Source organism: Arthrobacter sp. 9MFCol3.1, from assembly GCF_000620385.1.
In the GTDB taxonomy this organism is placed as follows: domain Bacteria; phylum Actinomycetota; class Actinomycetes; order Actinomycetales; family Micrococcaceae; genus Arthrobacter.
Genome location: NZ_JIBJ01000008.1, coordinates 243,316 through 266,709 on the forward strand (window position 1 = coordinate 243,316; position 23,394 = coordinate 266,709).

The 23,394-nt window shown below is 68.0% G+C and carries 17 protein-coding genes and 1 rRNA gene; 12 read left to right on the forward strand and 6 right to left on the reverse strand.

All coding sequences use genetic code 11. The features are described from left to right. Window positions 1–49 precede the first annotated feature (49 nt). The 8 genes from C560_RS0110910 to galK all read left to right on the forward strand — a co-directional run bounded on the left by C560_RS0110910 (window position 50) and on the right by galK (window position 11,109). Window positions 50–1,366 (forward strand): ABC transporter substrate-binding protein, encoded by a 1,317-nt coding sequence (locus C560_RS0110910; protein ID WP_043422939.1) that lies wholly within the window; start codon window positions 50–52, stop codon window positions 1,364–1,366. Window positions 1,367–1,476: 110 nt separating this feature from the next. Then, window positions 1,477–2,427, forward strand: coding sequence for a carbohydrate ABC transporter permease (locus C560_RS0110915; RefSeq protein WP_026538235.1), 951 nt, complete (start codon window positions 1,477–1,479; stop codon window positions 2,425–2,427). Next, window positions 2,424–3,392 carry a carbohydrate ABC transporter permease gene (locus C560_RS0110920; protein ID WP_026538236.1) on the forward strand — a complete coding sequence of 323 codons (969 nt, stop codon included), beginning with the start codon at window positions 2,424–2,426 and terminating at the stop codon, window positions 3,390–3,392. The genes C560_RS0110915 and C560_RS0110920 overlap by 4 nt, the downstream gene beginning before the upstream one ends. Before the next feature lie 32 nt (window positions 3,393–3,424). Next, window positions 3,425–5,542, forward strand: a complete 2,118-nt coding sequence (locus C560_RS0110925) for a beta-galactosidase (RefSeq protein WP_051533120.1) — start codon at window positions 3,425–3,427, stop codon at window positions 5,540–5,542. Between the two features lie 9 nt (window positions 5,543–5,551). After that, complete coding sequence (locus C560_RS0110930; RefSeq protein WP_026538238.1) at window positions 5,552–6,370, forward strand: DeoR/GlpR family DNA-binding transcription regulator; 819 nt, start codon at window positions 5,552–5,554, stop codon at window positions 6,368–6,370. 119 nt (window positions 6,371–6,489) lie between these two features. After that, entirely contained in the window at window positions 6,490–8,727 is a 2,238-nt protein-coding gene (locus C560_RS21630; protein ID WP_051533121.1) for an alpha-galactosidase, read from the forward strand. 1 nt (window position 8,728) lies between these two features. Further along, window positions 8,729–9,910 (forward strand): galactose-1-phosphate uridylyltransferase, encoded by a 1,182-nt coding sequence (gene galT, locus C560_RS21635; RefSeq protein ID WP_043422941.1) that lies wholly within the window; start codon window positions 8,729–8,731, stop codon window positions 9,908–9,910. Next, window positions 9,907–11,109 (forward strand): galactokinase, encoded by a 1,203-nt coding sequence (gene galK, locus C560_RS0110945; protein WP_026538239.1) that lies wholly within the window; start codon window positions 9,907–9,909, stop codon window positions 11,107–11,109. Before galT ends, galK begins: the two co-directional genes overlap by 4 nt. Window positions 11,110–11,137: 28 nt before the next feature. Here galK and C560_RS0110950 read toward each other — a convergent pair whose 3' ends face one another. Together C560_RS0110950 and C560_RS0110955 are read right to left on the reverse strand one after the other, a co-directional pair. Beyond that, on the reverse strand, window positions 11,138–12,127 hold the full coding sequence (locus tag C560_RS0110950) for an LLM class flavin-dependent oxidoreductase (protein WP_026538240.1): 990 nt from the start codon (window positions 12,125–12,127) through the stop codon (window positions 11,138–11,140). 133 nt (window positions 12,128–12,260) lie between these two features. Then, window positions 12,261–13,055 (reverse strand): hypothetical protein, encoded by a 795-nt coding sequence (locus C560_RS0110955; RefSeq protein ID WP_018773995.1) that lies wholly within the window; start codon window positions 13,053–13,055, stop codon window positions 12,261–12,263. Between the two features lie 160 nt (window positions 13,056–13,215). Here C560_RS0110955 and C560_RS0110960 point away from each other — a divergent pair, with 160 nt between their 5' ends. The 4 genes from C560_RS0110960 to C560_RS0110975 all read left to right on the forward strand — a co-directional run bounded on the left by C560_RS0110960 (window position 13,216) and on the right by C560_RS0110975 (window position 17,745). Next, a complete protein-coding gene (locus tag C560_RS0110960; RefSeq protein ID WP_026538241.1) occupies window positions 13,216–14,085 on the forward strand; it encodes an aldo/keto reductase in 870 nt (289 codons plus the stop codon). 47 nt (window positions 14,086–14,132) lie between these two features. Continuing rightward, a complete protein-coding gene (locus C560_RS0110965; RefSeq protein WP_026538242.1) occupies window positions 14,133–14,834 on the forward strand; it encodes a type 1 glutamine amidotransferase domain-containing protein in 702 nt (233 codons plus the stop codon). Window positions 14,835–14,883: 49 nt separating this feature from the next. Continuing rightward, window positions 14,884–16,617, forward strand: coding sequence for a helicase HerA-like domain-containing protein (locus C560_RS0110970; RefSeq protein ID WP_026538243.1), 1,734 nt, complete (start codon window positions 14,884–14,886; stop codon window positions 16,615–16,617). A gap of 135 nt (window positions 16,618–16,752) precedes the next feature. Beyond that, window positions 16,753–17,745: a hypothetical protein gene (locus C560_RS0110975; RefSeq protein ID WP_026538244.1), complete on the forward strand. Its 993-nt coding sequence runs from the start codon at window positions 16,753–16,755 to the stop codon at window positions 17,743–17,745. Window positions 17,746–17,923: 178 nt separating this feature from the next. Here C560_RS0110975 and C560_RS0110980 read toward each other — a convergent pair whose 3' ends face one another. The 4 genes from C560_RS0110980 to rrf all read right to left on the reverse strand — a co-directional run bounded on the left by C560_RS0110980 (window position 17,924) and on the right by rrf (window position 23,240). Further along, the gene (locus C560_RS0110980) at window positions 17,924–19,882 is read right to left on the reverse strand and encodes an NHL domain-containing thioredoxin family protein (protein WP_026538245.1); all 1,959 of its coding nucleotides are present in this window, start codon (window positions 19,880–19,882) and stop codon (window positions 17,924–17,926) included. Then, window positions 19,879–22,053, reverse strand: coding sequence for a cytochrome c oxidase assembly protein (locus C560_RS0110985; protein WP_442853156.1), 2,175 nt, complete (start codon window positions 22,051–22,053; stop codon window positions 19,879–19,881). The genes C560_RS0110980 and C560_RS0110985 overlap by 4 nt, the downstream gene beginning before the upstream one ends. Before the next feature lie 209 nt (window positions 22,054–22,262). Beyond that, window positions 22,263–22,550, reverse strand: coding sequence for an HU family DNA-binding protein (locus tag C560_RS0110990; RefSeq protein WP_011776355.1), 288 nt, complete (start codon window positions 22,548–22,550; stop codon window positions 22,263–22,265). A 573-nt stretch (window positions 22,551–23,123) separates the two neighbouring features. Beyond that, window positions 23,124–23,240, reverse strand: a 5S ribosomal RNA gene (rrf, locus tag C560_RS0110995). Between the last annotated feature and the right edge of the window lie 154 nt (window positions 23,241–23,394).

Sequence of the window (23,394 nt, forward strand, 5' to 3'; positions counted from 1 at the left end):
AATGATGTGAGCTGCTTCACTCCACCCGCGTTATTTCAAAGGAGAAATTATGACCATGCATGAAGACGCACTGCTCCGGGCCTCCAGCCGAGGCGGGTGGGACCGGAGGACACTGCTGAAGACCTTCGGCGCCGGGGCAGTTGCGATGGCCGGCATCCCCCTGCTCTCAGCCTGCACGGGCGGCAGCGCTCCTGCCAGCGGCGGCGCCAAGACGGCCACGTTCGGTTCCGGATCCTCCGATGAGGTCCCCAAGGCTGCTTACAAGGCGGTGACCGACGCTTTCCAGAAGAAGTCCGGCATCACGGTCACCACCAACGTGGTGGCGCACAACGACTTCCAGAACAAAATCAACACCTACCTCCAGGGCAGCCCGGACGATTCGTTCACCTGGTTCGCCGGCTACCGCATGCAGTACTACGCCGGCAAGGGACTGCTCGCCCCGATCGATGACGTCTGGGAGAAGGTCGGCGGAAACTACTCCGACGCCCTGAAAAAGGCCTCGACGGGCGCCGACGGCAAGATGTACCTGATCCCGAACTACAACTACCCCTGGGGCTTCTTCTACCGGAAGAGCCTCTGGACGGAAAAGGGGTACACCGTCCCCACGACGTTCGATGAGTTGAAGGCCCTCGCCACCAAGATGAAGGCCGACGGCCTGATCCCGATTGAATTTGCGGACAAGGACGGCTGGCCCGCCATGGGCACCTTCGACTACCTGAACATGCGCCTGAACGGCTACCAGTTCCACATGGATCTCACCGCGCACCGGGAAAGCTGGGACCAGAAGAAGGTCAGCGATGTCTTCGACACCTGGAAAGCCCTTCTCCCGTTCCAGAACCCGAACGCCCTGGGCATGACCTGGCAGGACTCGGCGAAGTCCCTCGCGGACAAGAAATCCGGCATGTACCTGCTCGGCTCCTTCCTCACCCAGCAGTACACGGACAAGGCAATTGCCGACGACATCGACTTCTTCCCGTTCCCCGAGGTCGCGGTGGAAGGCCGGGACGCCATCGAGGCACCCATCGACGGCCTGCTGCTCTCCAAGAAGGGCGGCCAGAACCAGGCCGCGCGGGACTTCCTTGCCTACGTCGGAACCCCGGAAGGACAGGATGTGTACGCCTCGGTCGACTCGTCGAACATCGCCACCGCCAAGGGCGCCGATACGTCCAAGTTCACGCCGCTGAACAAGAAGCTGGCCGAGGCCATCAGCGGTGCCAAGAACATCAGCCAGTTCTTCGACCGCGACGCCCTGCCCGCCATGGCCAACAACGTGATGATCCCGGCGCTGCAGTCCTTCATCAAGGACGGCAACGTCGATGTGAAGAACCTGGAAGCCCAGGCCAAGTCGCTGTACGCAGCCCAGTAGAGCGCCTGACCGCGCGGTTGACGGCGCGGTCAGCACGGCTCTTCCCCACTGCATTTCACTGTGCATTCACTCTGCATTTCACTCTGAATTTCACAAGGCAAGGAATCTCCATGAGTGTCTCTACCAATCCGTCGGCGCGGGGGCGCAAAGCAGCCGCCGCCCCCGCGCGGCGGGTTCGGCGGCTGTCCGGCCGCGACAAGGTGGTGCTCGGCTTGATGGTGGGCGTCCCCACGCTGATCCAGCTCGTATTGGTCTGGATCCCCACCCTCATGTCCGTAGGACTGTCCTTCACCCGCTGGAACGGGCTGGAGCTGACCGACATCAAGCCCGCCGGCGTCGAGAACTACCAGTTCATCGCCCAGGACTACCCGCCGTTCTGGCCGGCCATGCAACACAACGTGCTGTGGCTGGCTTTCCTGGCCCTCGTCGCCACTCCGCTGGGGCTGCTGCTGGCCGTGCTCCTGGACCAGAACATCCGCGGCACGCGGATCTACCAGAGCATCTTCTTCGCCCCGGTCATGCTGTCCCTGGCCCTGATCGGGATCATCTGGCAGCTGTTCTACAACCGGGACAGCGGCCTCCTGAACTTCCTGCTCGGCACCGCCGGCACGCCCCGGGCCGTTGACTGGTTCGGGGATTCCAGCGTCAACATCTGGGCTGCCCTCTTCGCCGCCACCTGGCGGCATGCCGGCTACGTCATGATCCTGTACCTGGCCGGGCTCAAGGGCGTGGATCCGACCCTGCGCGAGGCGGCCCAGATCGACGGCGCCAACGCGGTCCAGACCTTCTTCCGGGTGATCTTCCCGGCCATGCGCCCGGTCAACGTCATCATCATCGTCATCACCGTCATCGAATCCCTCCGGGCGTTCGACATCGTCTACGTGATCAACCGCGGCACCAACGGGCTGGAACTGATCAGCGCCCTGGTCATCCAGAACCTGGTGGGCGAGGGGCAGGTGATCGGCATCGGCTCGGCGCTGGCCGTCATCCTGCTCGTCATCTCGCTGATCCCCATCACGTTCTACCTCTCCCGCGCGTTCGGAAAGGACAAAGAGGCATGAGCATCGCCCATCCAACCGATGCCGCCGCGGCCGGCAGCCCGGCCGACGCCCGGCAGCGCAGCTCCGGCCCCGGCAGGCCCGGCCCCCGCCCGGACCGCCCGGCCAACAACAGGCAGGGCAAGAGGCACTACGGCACCCACGTCTTCCTCATCGTCATGGCGGCAATCTGGCTCGTCCCCCTGGCCTGGGCCGTTTTCACTGCCCTGCGGCCCAAAGCTGACACCGACAAATACGGCTACTTCAGCACCGGCGGCGCCTTCAATTTCGACAACTTCGCCCAGGCCTGGACGCAGGGCGGCTTTTCCCAGCTGTTCTGGAACTCCGTGCTCATCACGGTCCCCTCGGTGTTCCTGATCCTCTTCTTCGCCTCCATGATGGCGTTCGCCGTGAGCCGGGTGAGCTGGAAGTTCAACATCACGCTGCTGATCATGTTCACCGCCGGAAACCTGCTGCCGCCGCAGGTGCTGGCGGCGCCGCTCTTTGAAATGTTCAAGCACTTCGAACTGCCCTACGCCGTGAGCGATTCCGGGAACCTGCTCAACACCTACATCAGCGTGATTGCCGTGGACACCGCCTTCCAGATCGGGTTCGTGACCTTCGTCCTCTCGAACTATATGAAGGCCCTGTCCCCCGAGCTGACGGAGGCGGCCCTGGTTGACGGTGCCGGCGTCTGGCGCCAGTACTGGGACATCATCCTGCCGCTGTGCCGCCCGGCCCTGGCCGCCATGGGTACGCTCGAGGTGATCTTCATTTACAACGACTTCTTCTGGCCCCTGCTCTTCATCCAAAGCGGCGACCGGCTTCCGGTCACGACCGCGATCAACAACCTCCAGGGCCAGTTCCTCTCCAACTACAATCTGATCGCCGCCGGCGCCATGATCACGGCGATTCCGGCCCTGATCATCTACCTGCTCCTGCAGCGCCACTTCGTGGCGGGCCTGACCCTCGGCTCCAGCAAAGGATAAACGTGGACTTCAATACCACCCACCACAACGGCATGGACTACATCACCGCCCGCCTCGGTTCCGAGGGCTCCCCGATGCTGGCATTCGGCGGGGACTACAACCCGGAGCAGTGGCCCGAGGAAATTTGGGACGAGGACGTCCGGCTGATGCGCGAGGCCGGCGTCAACCTGGTCAGCGTGGGCATCTTCAGCTGGTCCCTGCTTGAGCCGTCCGAGGGCGTCTACGAGTTCGGCTGGCTGGACCGGGTCCTGGACCTGCTGCACGCCAACGGCATCCGGGTGGACCTGGCGAACGCCACGGCGTCGCCTCCGCCCTGGTTCAGCCACAAGTACCCCGAGTCCCTGCCGGTAACGGCCGACGGCGTGCGGCACAGTTACGGTTCCCGGCAGGCCTTCGCCGCCTCGAGCGCCGAATACCGCCGGGCGGCCGCGGCACTGACCGAGCAGATCGCAGTCCGGTACAAGGACCATCCCGCCGTCGTGATGTGGCACGTCCACAACGAGTACGGCTGCCACAACCAGCCGGATTTCTCCGACGGCGCCGCCGCCGGCTTCCGGCGCTGGCTCGAACTCCGGTACGGCAGCCTTGAGGCCCTCAACGCCGCGTGGGGCACCGCCTTCTGGTCCCAGCGCTACTCGGCCTGGGAGCAGATCCTGCCGCCGCGCACCTCCGGGACCTGGGTCAACCCGACCCAGCAGCTGGATTTCGCCCGCTACTCCTCCGATGAACTGCTCGAATGCTACAAGGCCGAGGCCGCGATCATCCGCTCGCACTCGGGGCATCCCGTGACCACCAACTTCATGGGCTTCAACATGGGCCTGCACCAGCCCGTGGACTATTGGCGCTGGTCCGAGGAAATGGACGTGGTCTCCAACGACCACTACCTGATCGCCGAGGATCCGCGGAACTTCCAGGAACTGGCGGCAACCGCGGACCTCACCCGCGGCTGGGCCAAGGGCCAGCCGTGGCTGCTCATGGAGCATTCCACCTCCGCCGTGAACTGGCAGCCCCGCAACATCGCCAAGGCGCCTGGTGAGATGCTGCGCAATTCCCTGCAGCACGTTGCCCGCGGCGCCGACGGTGCGCTCTTCTTCCAGTGGCGGGCCTCGCGGGCCGGCGCCGAGAAGTTCCATTCCGGACTGCTGCCGCATGCCGGCACGGACACCAAGGTTTGGCGCGAAGTGGTCCAGCTGGGACAGGCGCTGCGCAGCCTGGCCGAGGTCAGCGGCTCGGTGGTTACCGGCGCGTCCGGCCGGGTGGACGTCGCGATCCTCCACGACACTGACGCCCGCTGGGCCTCGGAACTGGACTCGCACCCGAGCGTGGATGCCTCCAACATCGCCGAAACCCGGCGCTGGCACGATGCCTTCTACCGCGCCGGCATCCCCACCGACTTCCGCCAGGGCACCGATGACCTTTCCGGCTACCGGCTCGTCGTCGCACCGATGCAATACCTCGTGAGCGATGCCGGGGCCGCGAATCTGGACGCGTACGTGCGTTCCGGCGGCCACCTCGTGGTGACCTATTTCTCCGGTATCGTGGACGAAAATGACCACATCAGGCTCGGCAGCTACCCCGGCGCGTTCAGCGGACTGCTGGGCGTGAAGATGGAAGAGTTTTTCCCGCTGCGCGGCGGCGAAAGCATCCGGCTCAGCAGCTTCGGGGCCGGTACCTGCTGGAACGAAATGGGGCATGCCACCACCGCCGAGGTCCTCGCGGCCGTGGAGGAGGGACCGGCCGCCGGTTCTCCGGCAGTGACCCGCAACCGCGCCGGAAGCGGCCGCTCCTACTATGTCGCCACGTCACTCGCGCCGGAGGGGCTGGCCGAACTGCTCGGCGTCGTCTGCGCCGAGGCCAGGGTGCAGCCGCTCGTTCCCCATCTGCCGGACGATGTGGAAGTGGTCCGGCGCAGCAAGGACGGGACGGACTGGACGTTCTGCATTAACCACGGGGCCCACGACGTCCGGCTGCCGCTGGAAGGCGTGGACCTGCTCACCGGCGCCGAGCTCGACGGGGGGCTCGGCCTCGCGGCCGGCGGTGTCGCGGTCGTCCGTTCGGCTGCCGCCCAATTGGTCGGCACCTCCGCCGGCCACTCAACCCAGTCAAGCCAGTCAGACCCGTCAAGCCTGCCAAACCGCTCAAACCTGTAAGGACTCCACATGCTAGCCGCAGCCCGCCATTCCGCCATCCTCGCGGAGGTCCAACGTGAGCGGATCGTCCGTGTCGCGGACCTCGCCAAGATGCTCGGTGTCTCGCTGATGACCGTGCGGCGGGACATCGAGGCCCTCGACGCGGCGGGCGCCGTGGAGAAGATCCACGGCGGGGCCAAGCTGCCCGGCGGGGCCGGCACCCACGAGCCAGGCTTCGAGCTGAAGGTGACCCAGCTCAAGGACGAGAAGATGGCGATTGCGCAGGAGGCGGCCGCACAGGTGCGCGAGGGCATGGCGGTGGGGCTCAGCGCCGGCACCACCACGTGGGCCCTGGCCCAGCTGCTGTCCGCCGGCCCGCGGATCACGGTGGTCACCAACTCGGTGCGGATCGCGGACGTCTTCCACCAGAGCGCGTCCCCGTCCACCGTGATCCTGACCGGCGGCGAGCGCACACCCTCCGATGCCCTCGTCGGGCCGCTGGCCACTTCCTCGCTCAAGCAGCTGCACCTGGACGTATTGTTCCTCGGCGTCCACGGTGTCGACGCCGACGCCGGGTTCACCACCCCCAACGTGCTCGAAGCCGAAACCGACCGGGCCTTCGTCACCGCTGCCCGGCGGGTGGTGGTGCTGGCCGACCACACCAAGTGGGGCACCCTCGGCATCAGCACGATCGCCGGCCTGGAGGACGCTGACGAACTCATCAGCGACGACCTCCTTGGCAGCGAGGCCCGGCGCATCCTTGGCGAGCGCGTCGGCCGGCTCCGCCTGGCCAGTACCGGCGATGCCCGGAGCACCAGCGCAGCCAGCCCCGCAGCAGCCACAGCCTGACCGCACGGCCCCCGCCCACCCAAACCACTACGCCTGGAGCTGCCGTGAACAACCCGGACCTCATCGTTGCCGCCGAGACCCGATCCCCCGTGGGCGTCCCGGCGGTGTTGTCCTCGGATCTGGAGCCGTTGTACCTGCGCCGCTCCGGAACATCCCTGCTCATCGACTTCAGCACGGGCGAGGCCGCCATGCTGCACTTCGGCGCGGATCTCGGCCCGGTCCTGCCGGATCTTTCGCTGCTGGGCGAGGCCGTGCCGCACTCGGCCCTCGATGTCCCGGTCACGCTGGGACTGATCCCGCAGGCGTCCTCCGGCTGGCGCGGGCGGCCCGGCCTCCGCGGCCACCGGAACGGCCAGGCGTTCTCGGCCCGTCTGCGCGTGGTCAGTGTCGAGCGGTCCAGTGTCGAGGGTTCCAGTGTCGAGGGTTCCCACGGGGGGGACTGTTCGGCGGTCATCACCCAGGCCGACCCCGAGGCCGGTGTCAGCGTCCGCACGGAGATCAGGATCAACGACGGCGGCCTGCTCCAGCTCCGGCACCGGCTGGACAACCACGGCGCCGGACCGTACAGCCTCGACGAACTCGCCGCCGTGTTGCCCGTGGGCCGCGCCGCCACAGAAGTCCTGGACCTGACCGGCCGCTGGTGCCGGGAGTCCCACCCCCAGCGCCTGCCGCTGCGCCAAGGCACGTGGGTCCGCTCGGGCCGGCACGGCCGGACCGGCCATGACGCCTCGCTCCTGCTGGCCGCCGGCACCCCCGGATTCGGCAACCGCCACGGGCAGGTCTGGGCCGTGCATCTGGGCTGGAGCGGCAACCACGAGAGTTTCGTTGACGCCGCCGCGGACGGCCGGACCGTCATGGGCGCCTCGGAACTGCTCGGCGCCGGCGAGATCAGCGTGGCCGCGGACGCCAGCTACGAGACCCCGTGGCTGTTCGCGGCGTACTCCGCCGCGGGCCTGGACGGCATCAGCGATGCCTTCTACACCTGGTTCCGCGCCCGGCCGCACCATCCCGGCGTGCGGTCCGGCAAGGCCCGTCCCGTGGTGCTCAACGTCTGGGAAGCGGTCTACTTCGACCACCGGCTCGAACCCCTGCTGGAACTCGCCGAAGCGGCCGCCGGGCTCGGCGTGGAACGGTTCGTCCTCGACGACGGCTGGTTCCGCGGCCGCCGCGACGACCAGGCGGGCCTCGGCGACTGGTATGTGGACGAGGACCTGTGGCCCGCGGGCCTCACGCCGCTGATCGACGCGGTCACCGGCCACGGCATGGAATTCGGGCTCTGGGTCGAACCCGAAATGGTCAACGAAGACTCCGACCTTGCCCGCGCCCACCCGGACTGGATCGCCGGCCCGGCCCAGCGTTCCGCGGGCGGCCCGGCCGGCCGGCTGCCGGAACGGTGGCGGCACCAGCAGGTCCTGGACCTGGTCAATCCGGCTGCCTGGCAGTACATCTTCGACAGGCTCGATGCCCTGTTGAGCGAATACCGGATCAGTTACCTCAAATGGGACCAGAACCGGGACCTGGCCGAGATGGGCCACGCCGGCCGCCCGTCCGTGCACGCCCAGACACTGGCCGTCTACCGGCTCCTCGACGAGCTCCGCAAGGCCCACCCCGGCGTCGAGATTGAAAGTTGCTCCTCCGGGGGCGCCCGCGTGGATCTCGGCATCCTGGAACGCACCGACCGGATCTGGGCCTCGGACTGCAACGATGCCCTGGAACGGCAGACCATCCAGCGCTGGACCGGCGTGGTGGTGCCGCCGGAGCTCGTCGGCTCGCATATCGGCCCCACCACGAGCCACACCACCGCGCGAACGCATGACCTCTCGTTCCGGGCGATCACCGCGATGTTCGGCCACTTCGGCCTCGAATGGGATGTCCGGCGCCTCGCCGCTGCCGAACGGACCGAGCTTGCCGGGGCCATTGCGCTGTTCAAGCAGTACCGGCCGCTCCTGCACAGCGGGCGCATGGTGCGGGCCGACGAGCCCGATCCGGTCCTCCGGCTGCACGGCGTCGTGTCCCACGACGGCGGCGAGGCCCTCTACGCCCTGGTGTCCGTGGCGACGTCGTTCGCCGAAGTCCCGGGGCGGGTCTGCCTGCCGGGACTGCTCCCGGACGCCGCGTACCGGGTGGAAGCGGTCTACCCCGCGGCCGATGACCGGCGGGCGTTCCTGCAGGCGGCGCCACCGGCGTGGCTTGTGGGCGGCATCGAGGCCTCGGGACGTTTCCTGGCCGAATCCGGGCTCCCCATGCCGGTCCTGAACCCGGAACACGGGCTGCTCCTGGCCGTCCGCCGTGTCACCGCGGCCGCTCCGGCCGCCGATCCAGCCGCAAACAGCGCTCACCCCGTGAGGAACCCCTAGCATGGGCCAGATTACGAAACGCTCCTACAAGCTCTCCGACGGCCGGGACATCATCTACTTCGATGATGCCGATACCGTCCTGCCTCCGCACCGCGGGGACGATCTCCGCGCGCCGGCGCTCCGGCCGCCCACCGCCACCATGCGCCAGGACGTCCTGACCGGGGAGTGGATCTCGATCGCGGCCGCCCGGCAGAACCGGGTGGTCCTGCCGCCCTCGCACCTGGACCCGCTGGCCCCGGCGTCGCCGGAGAATCCCTCGGAAATTCCGAGCCTCTACGACGTCGCCGTCTTCGAAAACAAGTCCCCGTCCTTCGGACCGGACCTGGCGGGGGCCGCGGCGCCGGAAGGCCTGGATGACCTTGCCCGGGTGGGACTGGGGCGCAGCCGGCAGTCCGTGGGCCGGTGCGAAGTGGTGTGCTTCTCCCCCGAACACACCGGCTCCCTGGCGGGACTGCCCCTGTCCCGGATGCGCACGGTGGTGGAAGCCTGGGCAGACCGGACGGCCGCGCTGTCCGCACTGCCCGGCGTCGAACAGGTTTTTCCATTCGAGAACCGCGGCGAAGCGATCGGCGTGACCCTGCACCACCCGCACGGACAGATCTACGCCTACCCGTACATCACGCCCCGCACGGCCCAGCTGGTCCGCACGATCGAGAACTACGGCGGTTCGCTGTTCGAGGACATCCTCAGCTTCGAGCAGAAATCCGAGCGGGCGCTGCTCCAGGGCGAGCACTGGACCGCGTTTGTCCCGTTTGCCGCGCGCTGGCCGCTGGAAGTGCACATCCTCCCGCACCGGCACGTCCCGGACCTCGCCGCCACGACGGACGAGGAACGCGATGAGTTCTCCCTGCTGTACCGCCAGCTCCTGCGTGGCGTCGATGCCCTCTATGACACCCCCACTCCGTACATTTCGGCCTGGCACCAGGCTCCCGTCCACGCCCACCGGGACGACATCCGGCTCATGCTGCAGCTGACCTCGCCCCGCCGGGAGGAGGACAAGCTCAAGTACCTGGCAGGGTCGGAGGCCGCGATGGGCGCTTTCATCGCGGACATCCCGCCGGAAACGGCCGCCGCACGGCTCCGCGATGCCATGGAAAAAGCATCGCCGCCACCGCGTGCGCCAGGGCTCGAGCCAATCCGCACAGAACTCCCAGCAACAGAACAGGAAGCCACCCAGCCATGAACGAGGTCCTTGAACGGGAAAGCGGGTACTTTTCCAGTCAGTTCGGTGGGGCGCCGGACGGTTTGTGGTCGGCGCCCGGGCGGGTCAACCTGATCGGCGAGCACACGGACTACAACGAGGGCTTCGCGTTTCCGATCGCTATCGACAAGCGCACCACGGTGGCGGCCCGCGTCCGCGCAGACCGTCTGCTCCGGGTCACCAGCAGCTCCTTCCCCGGCGTCATAGAGGTAAGCCTCGACCACCTTGACCCGGATGCCCTCACCGGCTGGGCCGCGTACCCCCTCGGCGTGGCCTGGGCGATGTCCCGGGCGGCGCCCGGCGGCGCCGGTTCCGCAGCCGGCTCCGAGGCCGGTTCGGGCGTCCCGTCCCGGCTGTCCGGCCTGGACCTGGCGCTGACCTCGGATGTCCCGGCCGGTGCCGGGCTGTCCTCCTCTGCCGCCGTCGAATGCGCGGTGGCCCTGGCCCTGAACGATCTCTGGGACTTGGGGCTGGGCAGGCCGGAACTGGCCCGGATCGGCCAGCTGGCCGAGAACAGGGTGGTCGGCGCGCCCACCGGCATCATGGACCAGTCGGCCTCGTTCCTGGGCGAGCCCGATCATGGCATCCTGCTCGACTGCCAGAACCTGACCACCGAGGCGGTTGCCCTCGGCTTCGCCGGCGCCGGGGTGGGGCTGCTCGTGATCGATACCCGCACCAGCCATTCCCATGCCGACGGCGGCTATGCCAGCCGCCGTCGTTCCTGCGAGGACGGCGCCCGCCGCCTGGGCGTCGGAAGCCTGCGGGCGCTGGGCCCGGCCGATCTCCCCCGCGCCGCAGCACAGCTCGACGGACAGACCTACCGCCGGGTCCGCCACATCATCACGGAAAACCAGCGCGTGCTGGACACCGTGACGGCACTGCGGACCTCCGGCGCCGCCACGATCGGGCGGTTCCTCAACGAATCGCACCTGTCCATGCGCGACGACTTCGAGATTTCCACCCCGGAGCTCGACCTCGCCGTGGCCAGCGCGCAGGAAATGGGCGCCATCGGCGCGCGGATGACCGGCGGCGGTTTCGGTGGCGCCGCCATCGCTTTGGTCCGCAACGACGACGCCGCGGCGGTGGTCGCGGGCGTCGCCCGCGACTTCGCCCGGGCCGGGTACACGGCCCCGCATATTTTCCCGGTCACCGCGTCTGAGGGCGCCCGCCGGGAACTGTAGCCCGGGACGCCGTTAGGGCCGCGCGCTCTTATGCCCGCACGAGCCGGGCCGCGTCGGCCAGGAGTTCCACGGAACGGAGCCGGGCCTCCGTGCCGGTGCTCTGGTGCGCCACGATCAGTTCGTCGGCGTCGGCGTGCGCCGTGAACTCCTCCAGGTACGCAAGGACGGCCTCGGGGGTGCCCACAGCGGAGTACTTCATCATCTGCGCCATGTGCTGGCCCTGGGGCGAGTCCAGGATCATGTCTGCCTCGTCGTCGCTGAACACGCGGCCATTGCCGAAGAACAGGGAGACCCTGGCCCGCTTGGTGGCCTGGAACATCGCCTGCGCCTCGGCGGCCGAGTCCGCGGCAATGACGTTGACTCCGGCGATCACGTGCGGGGCGTCGAGCTGCGCGGAGGGCCGGAACTCGCGGCGGTAGACGGCCACCGCATCCTGCAGCGCGTTGGGCGCGAAGTGTGACGCGAACGCGTAGGGCAGGCCCAGCTGCGCGGCCAGCCTGGCGCCGAACAGGGAGGAACCCAGGATGTACAGCGGCACGTTGGTGCCCTTGCCCGGGGTGGCCTCCACGCCCTGGATCCGGGTGGGGCCGGTCAGGTAGCCCTGGAGCTCCAAGACGTCCTGCGGGAAGCTGTCGGCCGACATCGGATCGCGGCGCAGGGCGCGCATGGTGTTCTGGTCGCTGCCCGGCGCCCGGCCCAGGCCGAGGTCGATCCTGCCCGGGTGCAGGGTCTCGAGCGTGCCGAACTGTTCCGCGATGGTCAGCGGCGAGTGGTTGGGCAGCATCACGCCGCCGGCGCCGAGCCGGATGCTGGAGGTGTGGGCCGCGACGTGGGCGATCAGCACGCTCGTGGCAGACGAGGCGATCGCGGACATGTTGTGGTGCTCGGCGTACCAGATCCGCCGGTAGCCCCTGTCCTCGGCGAGCTGCGCCATGGCGACGCTGCCGGCGAAGCTCTCCGCCGCCGTCTGGCCCGGACCGATGGTAGCGAGATCAAGAATGGAAAGCGGAACAGTCACGGAAAAGCCGGCCTTTCGTAGCGGAGCAGTGTGCGGGCCGGAGTGTGGACTGCGGTCCTGGGCGGCACCGGGTTTCCGGCGCCGGCACACTGGGGTCAACGACGGCGGCCCCCGGGATATTTCTGCAGGCGGCTCAGCCGCAGGAGTAGTTGTAGTCCAGGCCGCCGGAAATGTACTGCGTCATGGAGACGCGGCTGCGCGGCGTGAGTCCGGGCAGGGCGCAGTTTGACTTGGCGCGGGACGCCGATGCGGCACCGGCCAGCCAGCTTGGCAATCCTGCCAGCGGGCTGGTCGACTTCACGGTTCCGGCGATCTGCGCCCACTGGTAACCCGTGGAGTAGAGGCCCACCCGGGCGCCGATCCGCTTGAAATAGGCGGTCATGCCTTCCAGGACGGCGACGTTGGCGGCTTTGTCTGTCTGCCAGGTGTTTTCCGTTTCCACATCCAGCCACCAGAGGTAGGACTGCGGGTTGCTGACCCCGCGGCGCCTGGCGTCGTCGGAGGCCTTGGCCCACCCGTACATGTAGGAGCAGGCCTTGAACGACCCCAAGGCGCAGTTGCCGTAAGGATTGGTGACCTTCACCCCGTTGTAGGTGTTCGACGTGGGCCACCAGGACCCCTGCCGGCCGGGGTTGGCGGTGTTGACGTACAGGGCCACCCTCGGCTGCGACGTTGCCGCGGGCGACTTGGCGGTCTTCGCCCAGGCCAGCTGGCTCGCCAGGCAGGGGTTCGTCGTATTGGCAAGTCCGTTGTTGACGCCGACAATCGCGAACATGGGCTGCTTGGGCAGGACCTTGCCGCACTGCGGCCAGGACACGTCGATACCCGGTCCCGGGGAAGTGGCGGCCGAGGCCGGGCTTCCACCCATGGAGACAAGGCCCAGAGTCACAACAATGGCCAGTACGATGCGCGTGAGCGAGTTGGGCATGCCACAGTCTAAAGCATAAATTCCAATCGGTGGCGTAACCCTGCAGGGCAGATATCCTCGAACCGGCCGGGCCCTGCGCAGGGCCCCGCATAACCCGAGCGGGGACCGTCCGGTCGGGAACCCTTGGAATAGTCAGCAGGCTGAGGAGGTTCCCGTACCTATGAGCCCCGAGAATTCACAACATCGCGAACCATCCGCCACGATCGCCCTGCAGGACCTCGGAACCGTCCACCGGCTGGGCTTTGGCGCCATGCGGATCACCGGCGACGGCGTCTGGGGCGAGCCGGCGGACCGCGCCGCCGCGGTCGCCGTCGTACGCCGTGCCGTGGAGCTTGGCATCGACTTCATTGACACCGCCGACTCATACGGCCCCAACGTCAGCGAGGAAATCCTCGCCGAGGCGCTGCACCCCTACCGGGACGGCCTCAAGATCGCCACCAAGGTGGGGTTCGCGCGCACCGGACCCAACGTGTGGGTTCCGGTCGGCCGGCCCGAATACCTGCGCCAGCAGACGGAATTGAGCCTGCGCAAGCTCAAGGTCGATGCCCTGGACCTCCTGCAGCTGCACCGGATCGATCCCAAAGTGGACCGCGAGGAGCAGTTCACCGTGCTTCGCGATCTGCAAAAGGAAGGCAAGGTCAAAGCCCTCGGCCTGTCTCAGGTCAGCGTCGAGGAGTTGGAGGAAGCCGGGAAGTACTTCACGGTCTCCACGGTGCAGAACCGGTACAACCTCACCGACCGCAGCTCCGAGGACGTCCTCGAGTACGCCGAGGAGAACGGCATCGGCTTCATTCCGTGGGCGCCCATCGCCGCCGGCGAACTCGCCCGGCCGGGCGGTCCGCTGGACGCGGCCGCCACGCGGCTCGGTGCCACCACCTCCCAGGTCGCGCTGGCCTGGCTGCTGCGCCGCTCCCCCGTCATAATGCCCATCCCCGGCACCGGCTCCATGAAGCACCTGGAAGAAAACCTCGCGGCGGCCGGCGTCGTGCTCGACGATGCCACCTTCGCGGAACTCCAAGCAGCCCGCTAGCCCCTCCCACCACCCGCCGGCCCTGCCGGCAGAACAGGAACAACACCATGGCTAACATCCTGATGGTCGTCTCGGCCGCAAATTCCCTCACCATGCGCGACGGCTCCGAACACCCCACCGGCTACTGGGCCGAGGAACTCGTCGTCTCCCACCAGACCCTCCTGGACGCGGGTCACACCGTGCACATCGCCACCCCCGGAGGCCGGAAGCCCACGGTGGATGAGGTCAGCCTCGCGGCCGAGTCCGCCGGCGGCCAGGACCGTGCCGACGGTTTCCGGAACTACCTTGAGTCGATCGACGCCGAGCTCTCCGCCCCGCTGGTGCTGGGCGGCGTCGACGTCGCCGACTATGACGCCGTCGTCATGCCGGGCGGCCACGGGCCCATGGCCGATCTGTACCGGGATGCCGACCTCGGCAGGATCCTCTCCGGCGCCAACGCCGCTGCCAAGATCATCGCGCCGTTCTGCCACGGCCCGGCCGGGCTGCTGAGCGCCACGGAAGACGACGGCTCGTTCACCTTCGCCGGACGCCGCCTCACCGTCTTCACCAACGAGGAGGAGCTGGGCGGCGGCACGGGACCCAACACGCCGTGGTTCGTGGAGGACGTCCTGACGGAGAAGGGCGCGGTAGTGGAGAACGGCGCGGCGTGGACGTCTCATGTTGTGCGGGACGGAAACCTCATCACCGGACAGAACCCGCAGTCCAGCGAGTATGTGGCCAAGGAGGTCCTCAAGGCCCTCGCCGAATAGGCTCGTCCCGGCCGGGTCCGGGAACCCCGGACCCGGCTAAGCTAACCGCATGGCCATCAAATCCACTGCAGACAAAGTCGCCACGATCGTCCAGGGCTACAGCCTGGAGGGCCCGACGATCGAGCTCGGCGCGGCGATCGTCGACGGCGAGCTCCGCAAGGAGGCGCCGGTCCGGTTGCCGCTCGCGATGATGAACCGGCACGGCCTCGTGGCCGGGGCGACGGGCACCGGCAAGACCGTCACGCTGCACATGATCGCCGAACAGCTCTCCACCGCGGGTGTACCCGTGTTCCTGGCCGACATCAAGGGTGACCTCTCCGGCCTGGCCACTGCGGCCAAGGGCAGCGAAAAGCTCCTCGCCCGCACGGAGAGCCTCGGCCAGGTGTGGGCCGGCAAGACTTTCCCGGTGGAATTCCTTGCGCTCGGCGGCGACGGCAACGGCATACCGGTCCGCGCCACCATCACCTCCTTCGGTCCCATCCTGCTCTCCCGCATCATGGACCTGAACGAGACCCAGGAATCGAGCCTGCAGCTCGTCTTCCACTTCGCGGACAAGAAAAACCTTGAGCTGATCGACCTCAAGGACCTGCGGGCCGTGATCCAGTTCCTGACCTCGGCCGAGGGCAAGGACGAGCTTGAGGAACTCGGCGGCCTCTCCAAGGCAACCGCCGGCGTGATCCTGCGCGAACTGATCACGCTCGAGGCGCAGGGCATGGAGAAGTTCTTCGGCGAACCCGAGTTCGACACCGCCGAACTGCTGCGGACCGCGCCGGACGGCCGCGGCGTGGTGAGCTGCCTGGAGCTCCCGACCCTGCAGACCAAGCCCATGCTCTTCTCGACGTTCCTCATGTGGCTGCTCGCCGACCTCTTCGAGGACCTGCCCGAGGCCGGGGACCTTGACAAGCCCAAGCTCGTCTTCTTTCTCGATGAGGCGCACCTGCTGTTCAACGGCGCCTCGAAAGCCTTCCTTGATGCGATCACCACCACCGTCCGGCTCATCCGGTCCAAAGGAGTCGGAATCTTCTTCGTGACGCAGACCCCCAAGGACGTCCCTGCCGACGTCCTCGGCCAGCTGGCAAACCGGGTGCAGCACGCCCTCCGCGCCTACACCCCGGAGGACGCCAAGGCCCTCAGGGCCACAGTTTCCACCTTCCCGACCAGCGACTACGACCTCGAGGAAACCCTCACCACCGCCGGCATCGGCGAGGCCGTCATCACGGTTCTGAATGAGAACGGCGCGCCGACCCCCGTGGCGCTGACCCGGCTCCGTGCCCCGGAGTCCGTGATGGGGCCCAGCACCGACGAGCTGATCTCCAGCACCGTCGCAGCCTCGGCCCTGCTGCCCAAGTACGGCACCGCCGTCGACACCATCTCGGCCTACGAGAAGATCGCCGCCGACGGCGGTGACCACACAGGTGCTGCCCCCACCGGACCGGCCGCCGGGACCGCGCACCGGGGCGGAGCCCAGGACCGAGCCCAGGGCGGCGGCCTGGACCCCAGCGCCATCGACGCCGAAGCCCGACGGATCGAGGAAGAAATCCTTGGCCGACCCAGCAGCCGCCCCGCGCCGGCGCCCAGGATGCCCGACAATGACAACGTGCCCGAGCGGCGCGCCCCCCGGCCGGCGCAGCCGCAGGCCGGCGGTGGCGGGGGCATCGGCGGCGACCTCGCGGGGGCCCTCGGCGGTGGCCTCCAGAGCATGGCCCGGTCGCTGGGGACCCAGCTTGGCAGGGAGCTGCTCCGCGGCGTCTTCGGCACTTCCTCCAAGCGCCGCCGCCGCTAGGGATCACCGCGGCGGCATCCAACCGAACGCTCCCGGCCATCCGGCCCGGGCGACCTTCAGCCATGCTCCGCGTCACAGATGCGGACCGTGACACCGGGATTCCTGTGGGGTACAGGTAACGTAAGAATGGTGCAGATGAGTCAGGCGTTGGTCAAAATCGCGGCAGTGTGGCTGCTCGGACTGATGCTTGCCGTCGCCGGGGCCATCGTGTCGATCAACCTGGTGAACGACTCCCTTGCCGGGCCCCAGCAACCAGTCCGCGAATATTTGAGTGCCCTGCAAAAGGGCGATGGCGAAAAGGCGCTGGGCCTGTTGCGTGCCTCCGTGCCACAAAGCAACCCGGCGATGCTCGACGGCACGGCCCTACAAACCGCGGCGGCCCGCATCTCCGACGTCAAGCTTGGCGCCGCGGAAGAGCGCGGCGCCAACCAGGTCATGGTGCCCATGGACTACACCATCGACGGCAACCCGTTGCGGACCGAGTTCCTGTTGGAACGCTCCGGCACCGAGTGGCTGTTTTTCCACAAATGGTCTTTCGTCCCCTCTGAGCTGCCCGTTCTGGACGTCACCGTGGTCAACTCCAGCGAGGCCACCCTCAACGGGGTACCGGTGAACATGCCCAACGGCCGCAACTCCTTCGCCGTCTTCTACCCCGGCGAGTATGAGGCGACCCTGAACGGCCAGTACTTCTCCGCCCCGGCCACCCGCGCCACCGTGTCGGGCGGGGACGCGCGTCCGGCCTCGCTGAACCTGCTGACCGAGGCCACGGGCGCCCTGAAGGAAGCTGTGAGCAGCAAGGTCAAGGAGTTCCTGGACTCCTGCGCCGACGAGGCCGACCAGCAGCAGAAGCTGCAGCCCAACTGCCCCTTCTACCATGCCACCAACAACCGCGTGATGGACGGGACCATCGACTGGAGCATCACGGAATACCCGAGCGTCAGCATCGAGCCGTTCGGCGGCCGCTGGGTGGTGGCGCCCCTCGACGGCAAGGCCCGGATCAAGGCCCGCCAACAGGACCTGTTCTCGGGCGCCGTGTCCGACATCGACTCCGTCCACGATTTCAGCTTCACGACCCGGCTGGACATCGACGGCGACACCGTCAAACTCACGCCACAGCTGGACTACTAGCACCCAAGGGATTCCGCGGCTGCACCGTTCCCCGTCACGCCGTGCAGCTTTTTCGGGCCCCGGGTGTCCGCCGGCGCCGGGATTCCGCGGCCCGGGGGCCTGAAGAAAGCCAAAAAGGCTGCTGTCCGTGACACCAGGTCACGGACAGCAGCCTTTTGATCAACCTTGGCGCAGCGGCTCAGTCCATCCCGCGCAGGTCCAGGACCAGCTCGGTGTCGCCGTCGGCCTGCAGGAGCACGGGGATTCCCCAGTCCTGCTGGTAGAGGTGGCAGGCCGCATGGTCCGGGATCTCGCCGTCGGCGTCTTCGGGTCCGTCGCACGCCGCCGCGCGGGCGGTGATGTGCAGGACGCCTTCGGGAACGTCGGAGGATAGCTCCAGGGTGCGCAGGAGCCCCACGGACGTCCCGCCGCCGGAGACCAGCAGTTCCGGGGGTGTGGACGAGATCTTCAACTGGGTGGGATCGCCCCAGCGGTCGTCCAGCTTCTGCCCGGTGGGCGCCGTGAAGCGGACCGCCAGTTCGAGCGGCCCGGGAGCCACAGGGCTCTTGGGCCGGTGGGTCTGCGCCGCACCCTCGTCCACCTGCTGGGCTTCCTTCGGGATGGGCACGTACACGAGCTGGTGCTTGTTGGCCTCAACCACCACCAGCAACGGCTCGGATCCGGCGACCTGGGTGTGGTCCACAATCACATCCGAGGGCTCGGACAGTCCGCGGGCCAGCGTGGAGACCGTGCCCGTTGCGGGGTCGTAGCGGCGGACTGCGCCGTTGTACGTGTCCGCGATGGCCACCGAACCGTCAGGGAGCACTGTGACGCCGAGCGGGTGCTGCAGCCGCGCCTCCGCGGCGGGGCCGTCGCGGAAGCCGAAGTCGAACAGGCCCTTGCCCACCGCCGACTCGACGCTGATGCTGCCGGCGTCATCAATCACGAGCTTGCGCAGTGCGGACGTCTCGGAGTCAGCCACCCAGATGCTGCCGTCGGCGTCTTCGGCGAGGCCGGAGGACTGGGCGAACCAGGCTTCAGCGGCCGGGCCGTCCAGGAGTCCCTCGAGGCCGTTGCCGGCGATGATCTTTACGGCGCCGGAGGTCGGCTCGAAGCTGAAGATCTGGTGCACTCCCGCCATCGCCACCACCACGGCGTTGAGCTTGCTGGACCAGACGACATCCCACGGCGAACTCAGGGACACCGCGAGCGGGTCCGCCTCGAGACGGGTGCCGTACGCGGCGCCTTCCTCGTCCACGCGGGCCGGGCCGGTTTCCAGCAGCCGCTGTACGCCGTTTCCGGCCAACGTCCGGACGGTTCCGTCCGCGAGGGACAGCCCGCGCAGCCGGTGGTTCACGGAGTCGGCAATGACGACGTCGTAGCCCGTCTCCGCGGCGACATCCTCGGGCAGCAGCACCAGGCCCTGCGGTTCATTGAACCGGGCGGTGGCGGCGTTGCCGTCGGCGTGGCCCTTCTCACCGGAGCCGTACGTGGCCAGCACGGTCTCAAAGTCGGTGGAGAGTTCCACGAGCCGGTGATGACCGGTGTCGGTCACCAGCCACGAGCCGTCGCCGGCGCTACCGACGCCGCGGCCGGCGGGCAGGAAGAGGGCCTTGCCCGGGAAGCGCAGCGTACCCGACGTCGGTTCCGGCGCCACATAGGGTCCGTCGCCCCGGTGCAGGGTGCCCCTGGCCTCGTGTTCGGCGATCAATTCGGGGATCAGCACGGCGAGCCCGTCCGCGTGGCCTTCACCGGAGAGGTGCGCCACGATGTAGCCCTCGGGATCGATAACCACCAGGGTCGGCCAGGCCCGGGCCGTATAGGCCTTCCAGGTGTCCAGCTCGGGGTCGTCGAGGACAGGGTGGCGGATCTCGTAGCGTTCGACGGCGGCCGCCAGCGCCACGGGATCGGCCTCGTGCTCGAACTTGGGCGAATGCACGCCGACCGTCACGAGGACATCCGAGTACTGCTGCTCGAGCGGGCGGAGTTCGTCCAGGACGTGCAGGCAGTTGATGCAGCAGAACGTCCAGAAGTCCAACAGCACGATCTTGCCGCGCAGGGATTCAAGGTCCAGGTACTTGCCACCGGTGTTCAGCCAGTTGCGGCCCACCAGTTCGGAGGCCCGGACCCGGAGGTGGGTGCGTACGGTTTCGGTCATGAGCGTCCTTCCAGCTTTGAATTGCGTTCGGCAAGCCTGGCGTCGCGCTCGGCCAGCTTGGCAAACATATCGTTGTAAGCGGTGAGATCGGCGTCGTTATTCCTGTCCGCCGCCCGGTCGGTGCGTTTGGACTCGCGCGCGTCGGAGCGGGACCACTGAACGGCGACACCGATCGCCACCAGCAGCGTGGGCACTTCCCCGATGCCCCAGGCCACCGCGCCGCCCATCTGCTGGTCCAGCAGGGCCGAGGGACCCCAGGTCCGGCCGAGATTGCCGAAGTAGTCGGCGGCCAGCAGCCCCGTGCCGCCCATGATGGCGACGCCGAAGAACGCGTGGAAGCCCATGGTGGCCAACAGGAGCAGCAGCCGCATGGGGTACGGTGCGCGGCGCGGCAACGGATCGGTGCCGATCATGGTGAGCACGAAGATGTAGCCGGTGAGGGCGAAGTGCAGGTTCATGAGTTCGTGGCCCACGTGGTCCCGCATCGCGTAGCCGAACGCGTCCGAGTAGTAGAAGAGCACAATGGAGCCGGCGAAGTTGGCGGCCGCGAACAGCGGGTGGGTGACCAGTTGCGAGAACTTGGAGTGGATGAAGATCATGAGCCACTCGCGCGGGCCGCGGGAGCTGTCGCGCCGCGGCGTGAGCGCCCGCAGTGCCAGCGTCACGGGGGCGCCGAGGACCAGGAAGATGGGGGCCACCATCGTCAGGGCCATGTGGTCCACCATGTGCGCCGAGAACAGTACCCTGCCATAGACCGACGGCGGCCCCGACGTCACGTAGGTGAGGACCACGAGTCCGATCACCCAGTTGACCGTCCGGAACCAGGGCCACGAGTCGCCCCGCTTCAGCACCCTTCGTACGCCGAGGAGGTAGGACACCAGGGCGAATACGACGACGGCAATCCAGAGCCAGTCGAGCCGCCACTCCGTGAGCCACCGGTCCGGGGTCAGTTCCGGCGGCAGCTCATAGCCGGAGAGGATGAAGGCCGGCGAAGCGTCGGGGGCGAAGGTGGTGGGCTGCGGCGGGGCGGAGCGCCCCAGCGCGACGGCGATCCCGGACGTCGCTCCCATGATGATCAGCTCCACGATCACCAGCTGCCACAGCACCCGGCGCGCGGACCTGCCCATGGCGCGGTTGCCCAGCTGCGGGATGACCCAGCGGCGGTGCATGAGCCCGATGCCGCCCAGCACCAGGACCGCTGCCGTCTTGGCGAGGATGAGTTGCCCGTAGGCCGAGCCGAAGAGGTCTGCCCAATGGGTGAGGCGGATGCTGGCGTTGATCACGCCTGAGGCGAAGACCAGGGCGAAGGCAAAGCCGGCCAGCGATGAGAACCTGCGCAGGGTTGGCTCGGTGATGTCTGCGGTCCCCGGGGCCGCGCCTGAGGTGCGGCCGCCGGCGCGTGTGCCTTCCAGGACGCCGGAGAGGACCGCGAGCATGATGATGCCGCCCACCCAGGCCGATACGCCGACCAGGTGCAGGCCGAGCGAGTTGATGGCGCCCTCGTGGTCGCTGGAGCTTGAGGAGTGTCCGATCAGGGCGGCGGGGACCAGTCCGATCAGCGAAAGGACCAGCGTCAGTGCCAGGCCTCCGCGGGAGCGCACGCCGAACAGGGCGGTGGTAACGACGGCGGCGATGATCACGACAGCCAGCCACGCGCGTCCGGTTTCGATGTCCGTCATGAAGAACACGAGGGAGCGGGTGAATTCCGGGTCCCCGGAGATGCCCTGCCCTGCAATGTCCGCGTAGCCCAGGACCAGCACGGTGATCGCGGAGAGCGTCCAGACGGCGCCGGCGGCCGCTGCCACGGCAAGCGCCCGGGTGAAGGCCGGATGTTCGGGGGCGTCCTGTTCCTTGGACCGGGAGCCGCTCCTGTTCCGCGGGAGGATGCCGACGGCGAAGATGAGGCCGCCGATCACGGTGGCTACGGCGACGTTGTGGATCGCTTTGCTCACCGGAAGCCCCCAGCGCACGAGTGCGCCGGGATCTGAGACCTCGCGGGCGGCTGCTGCGCCGGAGAAGATGAGTGCCGCTACCAGGCCAATAAACAACGCGCCAAGGCCTGCGATCAGCCAAGGCCGGGCAATCCCGGCGGGACCGGAGCCAGGGCCGCGTGCGTCCCCGGGGGGAACGGGCGCTGCGGTTGTGGGCGTGGGATTTACTGCGGAAGGCACACCTCCATTGTCCGCTACGCCGCCTTGCGCGGCGAATCGGTCCCGGCGGTTGGGCCTCCGGGGATCCGCCCAGCCGGCCCGGCCTTCACAGGGCCGTGGACTGGCCGGGAAGGGCAGCGGGACGGCCGAGGACCGATGAGGAACGGGCCGGGAACGCAAAAGGAGCGGCAACCCGAGGGTTGCCGCTCCTTTCAAGCCTGCGAAGAAGACTACTTCTTCTTGGCGACTGCAGCCTTCAGCTTGGAGCCGGCGGTCAGCTTGACGCTGTGGCCAGCGGCAATCTGGATGGTCTCGCCGGTCTGCGGGTTGCGGCCGGTGCGAGCTGCACGGTCGGTGCGCTCGACGGCGAGCCAGCCCGGGATGGTGATCTTCTCGCCCGCGGCGACGGAGGTCTCGAAGACCTCGAACAGTGCGTCGAGCACGGAGTTGACTGCTGCCTGGCTGGTGCCGGCCTTGCCTGCTACCTCTGCAACAAGTTCACTACGGTTCTTAGCCATTTATGTCCTCCTGGACGGTCACGATTTTTGGAGCCTGCACACGGCATGCGTACAAACCACTGTTCGAAAACTTACCAGCTTGGCGCCTCAGAGGTGGCAAATTCCGCGTGTTTTCGGCCTTTTTTGGGGAAAATCACTGGAATCGGCGCCGATCGCGGTCAAATTGCGCCGAGAGCGGAAGCCCCCTCGTCGCCGCCGCTTCCGCGGGATCCGCCAAGGTCCCCACCGGCGGACTTTCCGCCGCCGGATAGCCAGCCGGGGGGCTGCCAGTTGGGGACTGGCCCCAAGGTCCTGGTCGGCCGCGACTGTGTGTCCTTTGCAGACACGACGCCGGCGCACGCTATGGACGCCCCTGCCTGCTGCGCGGGACCCGAGAAGCGCTCGTGGCGGGCCCCGTGACCGGTGTTCTCGCCGGCCGAAACCCGCGCCTGGCTGGGCACGTATGCCCGGGTCTGGCGGGCGGCCGATCCCCCGAGGCCGGGCCGCCAGAAGCCTTGGGTCAAGCCCGGAAAGGGGGGTTTAAATGCGGGAGGACCCCAACCTGGTGGTTGGGGTCCTCGACCGTTAATGGTGTTCCGGCGGTGACCTACTCTCCCACACCCTCCCGGGTGCAGTACCATCGGCGCTGTGGGTCTTAGCTTCCGGGTTCGGGATGGGACCGGGCGTTTCCCCCACGCTATGACCGCCGTAACCCTTGCTCCGCCACGGCCCCGTGTGTCGGGGGTGGGGGAAATCTGTGGTTACAACATCTGTGGTGTTGTTATTTGGTTGTGGTTTTGTTCCTCAAGCAACGGGTTTGTTGGTTGGGAACCACATAGTGGACGCAAGCAGTCTTGTTTCTTTG